5 protein-coding genes are annotated in these 4535 nt (G+C 60.6%); 2 read left to right on the forward strand and 3 right to left on the reverse strand.

The genetic code is table 11. The features are described 5' to 3' along the window. Positions 1–55: 55 nt before the first annotated feature. Positions 56–1213 carry a DNA-processing protein DprA gene (gene dprA, locus NW815_RS11315; protein WP_414388401.1) on the reverse strand — a complete coding sequence of 386 codons (1158 nt, stop codon included), beginning with the start codon at positions 1211–1213 and terminating at the stop codon, positions 56–58. Between the two features lie 78 nt (positions 1214–1291). Here dprA and NW815_RS11320 point away from each other — a divergent pair, with 78 nt between their 5' ends. Together NW815_RS11320 and NW815_RS11325 are read left to right on the forward strand one after the other, a co-directional pair. Beyond that, the gene (locus NW815_RS11320) at positions 1292–1537 is read left to right on the forward strand and encodes a hypothetical protein (protein WP_414416021.1); all 246 of its coding nucleotides are present in this window, start codon (positions 1292–1294) and stop codon (positions 1535–1537) included. Continuing rightward, the gene (locus NW815_RS11325) at positions 1530–2984 is read left to right on the forward strand and encodes a sodium:solute symporter family protein (protein WP_414388397.1); all 1455 of its coding nucleotides are present in this window, start codon (positions 1530–1532) and stop codon (positions 2982–2984) included. Before NW815_RS11320 ends, NW815_RS11325 begins: the two co-directional genes overlap by 8 nt. Positions 2985–3008: 24 nt before the next feature. On the opposite strand, the gene NW815_RS11330 is transcribed toward NW815_RS11325, so the two are convergent. Beyond that, on the reverse strand, positions 3009–3833 hold the full coding sequence (locus NW815_RS11330; protein ID WP_414388395.1) for a lysostaphin resistance A-like protein: 825 nt from the start codon (positions 3831–3833) through the stop codon (positions 3009–3011). A gap of 14 nt (positions 3834–3847) precedes the next feature. Next, positions 3848–4129: an ATP-dependent Clp protease adapter ClpS gene (clpS, locus tag NW815_RS11335; protein ID WP_011432326.1), complete on the reverse strand. Its 282-nt coding sequence runs from the start codon at positions 4127–4129 to the stop codon at positions 3848–3850. Positions 4130–4535: the final 406 nt, after the last annotated feature.

A 4535-nucleotide genomic window follows, 5' to 3' on the forward strand; every position in this document is an offset into this window, starting at 1 on the left:
CTTATTATTGACTAGAGTCATGCTCCTATCGGAGAAGCAGTGCAGGGATCCAGCCTCAGCGAGCCCGCTGGTAGCGCATCCCCGGCAGTTGTACCAGCCAGCCTTCCAATTCCATAAGCAGCAGGGTACTGGAAAGGGTGGCAATATCCATCTGGCTAGCCTGGGCCAGGGCATCGAGGCTGAGGATGCCCTCCCCTAGCAGCTGCCAGAGCAGTTGCTGTTGGGGATCGCTGGGGCCAGTGGACGAGGGCTGCTTTAGCACAGGGGATCCCTGGAGGAGGCCCAAGTCTTTCAACAGCTCCTCGATCCCCAGGATCATGCCGGCGCCACTGCGGATGAGGTGGAGACAGCCACGGGCCGCCGCCGTGTCGATATTCCCCGGCAACGCATACACTTCCCGACCGTAGTGGTTGGCCAGGTGAGCAGTAATTAGCGCTCCCGAGGTTTCCGGAGCCTCCATCACCAAAGTGGCGCGGCAGAGGCCGGCAATGATGCGGTTGCGCTGGGGAAAATGCTCCTTGGCCGGTGGCGTGCCGGGGGGATATTCGCTGAGGATGGCCCCTTGGGCCAGGATGCGCCGGTAGAGAGCTTGATGGTGAGCTGGGTAAACTTTGTCCACCCCCGTTCCCACCACGGCCACCGTCTTGCCGCCGGCATCCAGACAGGCCTGGTGGGCAATGCCGTCGATCCCCGTTGCCAGCCCCGAGACCACCACACAGCCAGCTTCCGCCAGGGCAGCGCTGACTTTCTGGGTCCACTGTCGACCGTAGGCCGTAGGGGCGCGGGTGCCGACGATGGCAATAGCCGGCTGTTGCCAATTGGGACATTCTCCTAGGGCATAGAGAATGGGCGGGGGATCTGGCACCTCCCACAGCAGCGGCGGATAGTCCGGATCTGCAGGCGTGAGAAAGGGGATCCCCGCTTTGAGGGTTTCCTCCAGGATCTGCTCGGGATCAAGGCCAGGACGGGCAGAGACAATAGCCTGGGCCAGGGTGGGGCCAATGCCTTCCACCTGCCGCAGGGCCGGGGCATCCGCTTGCCAAGCCCGCTCCAGGGATCCAAAAAACTCCGCCAGCCGCTTGAGCCGGTGGGGGCCAATCCCTTTGATGCGGGCCCAAGCTAGCCAGTAGGGCCGCTCCCGTTCTTCATGGCCTGGCCCACGGGAAGGCTCCCTCTTGCCAACAGGATCTGAAGGGGAAAGGGGAAAAGACAATTTAGCTCTGCGCAGTAGTGGCTGTATCTTAAATGATTGGCAAAAGGAACGCTTGGCAAAAAAGCAGGAGATGGGTAGATGTCAGGGTTGGATCCCGCCGGTAACCTTCAGGGATCAAGGCCCCTGCGGTTTGGACGGATGCGGCAGGCTTGGGTGTGGGGGTTTTATCCCCTGCTGTGGCTGTTGACCTGGGTGGGATCCCGCTCGGCCCAGCCGCAGGTATTGGGGATCCCTGCTTGGTACTGGGGGGCAGGGCTGGCCGTGCTGCTGCTGGTGCCCTTGAATCTTTACATTGTGCGCGTTTGCTGGCCTGGAGATGACTGACAGCATTTTAAGTTTGGGTGTGGTGGGGGTGTACTTGCTGCTGCTGGCGGCCATTGGCTTCTGGAGCTATCGCCACAGCGGCCAGGATCCGGTGAGCTATTTTTTGGCAGGGCGGGGGTTGGGATCCCTGGCTCTAACCTTGACGACGCTGGCGACGCTGCTCAGTGCCTTTACCTTCATTGGGGTGCCGGCAGATGCCTATACCCACGGCCTGGGAATCTTCCTGGGGGTGGGGGTGACCACCGCCTTCATTTCAGGGCTGTTTTTGTGGGTGGGCTACCGGGTATGGCTAGCAGCCCAACACTTTGGCTTCATCACCCCTTCCGAGTTTTTCGGCCACCGCTTCAACAGCCCTCTTTTGGCTCTACTCTACTGCCTTAGCGCCCTGACGTTTACCGCCCCCTACATCAGCATCCAGATCATTGGCGGAGCCCGCACCCTGGCGGCGGTGTTGGGGGAGGGGATCCCCTACTGGCCCTTGGCGGTGGTGGTGGCGCTGGTGATCTTGGGGTATGTGCTCTTTGGCGGATCCCAGGCGGTGGTCTGGACGGACGTGGTGCAGGGGATCATCCTGATTTTGGGGATGGGGGTGGCCTTTGTTGCCCTAGCCTTGGGGGTGGGCCAGGAGGCTGCCGGGCAGTTGGATCCCTGGCTGAGCTTGCCCGGCCCCAATGGGCGCTGGAGCTGGCAAGGGTTACTCGGCAATCAACTGCTGTTTTTCATGGCCACTCCCCTTTTCCCACAATTTTTCCAGCGCTTTTACATGGCCAGGAGTGCTCATCCCTTCAAGACCCTGATGGTAGTCTGGCCGCTGCTGATTCTGCTGGTCTTTTTCCCGGCAGCTCTTCTTGGGGTTTGGGGCCGCCTGGCTTTTCCCGGCCTGGAGAAAGCGGACCAGATCATGCCCCTGATGTTGCAAACTCTGCCCGGCGGTGTGGCAGCGGTGGTGATTACAGCAGCTCTGGCCGCCCTCATGTCCACGGCAGACTCACAGCTCCTTACGGCCAGCTCGTTGGTAACGCGGGATCTGGTAGTGACCCTCTTTAGACGCCAGCTTTCCCCCCACCAAGAAGAACAATTGGGACGCTGGGTGGTGCTGGGGATCGGTTTGGCCTCTTTTGCCATTGCCCTTAACCCGCCGGGGCTGATTGTGGAGATCGCCACCTGGAGCTTTCAGGGAAATGCCATGCTGTTCCCAATCCTGATAGCCGGTCTGTACTGGAAGCGGGCTACCCGCGCCGGGGCAGTAGCCGGGGCCCTCGTCTCCAGTGGCCTGACTTTAGGTTGGCTGTCGGGTCTGTTGCCGCGGGCTTGGACAGGGGGCTGGTTACCCGTAATCCCGGCAGTGGTGATCGGCAGTGGGGTGTTAATTGGCGTAAGCTTGCTTACCCAGCCGCCCAAGGAGCAGGTGACCGCCTACTACGAGGAAGGGCCTTGGGGAGAGTAGGTTATTCTTTATCGATCAGCTCAATCAACGCTTTTCCAGGTCTGCCGGTAGCCAGCCAGCTTGAGCCAGGCCGTTGAGAAATGCGAAAGTCCCTCCTAGAAAAAGCAAGCCCATCAGGCCCGCCAAGGGGTTGCCACCAATCCCCGTTAGCCACGCTGGCGCCCTGCCGGTGTAGTCTATCCAGGCCAAGTTGTTGACCCAGGCCATGCCCCATACCCAACCCGCGTGCAGCCCTAGGCTAAGGCCCAGCTTGTTTTGGTTCCAGACCCTCGCCTGCACCAGCAGCAGCCCCATCAGCCACAGTCCGGGAAATTGCGGCCAGGTGGCGAGAATCTCAGGCAAAGGCTTCAGGAAATGGGCCATAGCAAACAGGAAGCTGGATCCCCACACCGCAGTGCTGCAACCGTAGTCCAGCAGCATCTCCTGCAGCAGCCAGCCGCGAAAAAACAGCTCCTCCGCCAGCGCCACCCCCAAGCCCAAAAGCAACCCCAGCAACCCATAGACCAGCAGGGATCCCCCTCCTACCGCCCTCCAACTCAGCCAACCCAGGGATCCCTCCAGGCCCAAAAGCAAGAAAAGCCCCCCGACCCCGATCCCCAGGCCCCACAGGATCCCGCCTCGGCAAGGCCAACTGCCATCCAGTCCATAGGCGGCAAACCCGGATCCCCACACCCATAGCCAGGCTAGCAGCAGGGCATACAGGAGCAGCCACAGGTAGGCTCGCGCTTCCGGAAAAAACCACCCCCCCAGCCCGACCCAGGGCAGCCAGGCTAGGAGGGGGATCGCCAAGAAAAGCAGCAGACGCAGCAGAAATGGACAAGCCCTCAGCTTGGAGATCGGCAGGCCCATCCAACCCGCCCCGCCTAGCGTTCCGGCTCAATGGAACTGGTCAGGCCATGCTGCCGCAACTGTTCGCAGTAAAACTCCGCATGCTCCCGCGGCACCACGATCACCACAGCAACGCCGTTGTGGTGGGCTTCCAGCATGATCTCAGTGGCTTGCGGCGGCATCATCGCCGGGATCACCTTCACCAGCACCTGAACCACGTACTCCATGGTGTTGACATCGTCGTTGTGCAGCAACACCCGGTACATGGGCATGTGCTTTGGGGTTACAGAAGGCTTGACCAGAGTCTCCGTAGCCACGACGATCCCTCCTTCGGCAGGGTCAACAAGAAGTCTAAGGAACGCAAAACCGCAAAAATGGGGCAAAAGCAGGAAAAACTGTAATGAAATTTTAGCCTTCTCAGCAAGCTCTGTGAAAAGGCCCTGGGGAGCCTAATCCATTAAACAAACCCTAACCCAACCTTCACCTGCCCACAACCTCAGCTTGGGGGCAAAAGTGCTTGACTAAAAAGGCGATTGGCCTTTGTTGCGGATCCCTTTACATTTGCCTGTGTCCCTGAGGTGGGCCCTATGAGTTCCCTGCGTTCCCGTCGCTTTTTCCTGCAGTTGCTGATGTTTGGAGGTGGGGCAGCCGCCCTGGCTGCCTGTGGAGGCACCTCCAGTTCCTCCATTCCCCCCCTGGGAGAGCCTGGATTTCCCCAAGGGG

The sequence above is a fragment of the Synechococcus sp. R6-7 genome (assembly GCF_047461695.1).
GTDB lineage: Bacteria > Cyanobacteriota > Cyanobacteriia > Thermostichales > Thermostichaceae > Thermostichus.

Coding starts and splice junctions, on each gene's coding strand:
- NW815_RS11320 (WP_414416021.1), top strand. CDS start 1,292: ATGTCAGGGTTGGATCCCGCCGGTAACCTTCAGGGATCAAGGCCCCTG.
- NW815_RS11325 (WP_414388397.1), top strand. CDS start 1,530: ATGACTGACAGCATTTTAAGTTTGGGTGTGGTGGGGGTGTACTTGCTG.
- NW815_RS11330 (WP_414388395.1), bottom strand. CDS start 3,833: ATGGGCCTGCCGATCTCCAAGCTGAGGGCTTGTCCATTTCTGCTGCGT.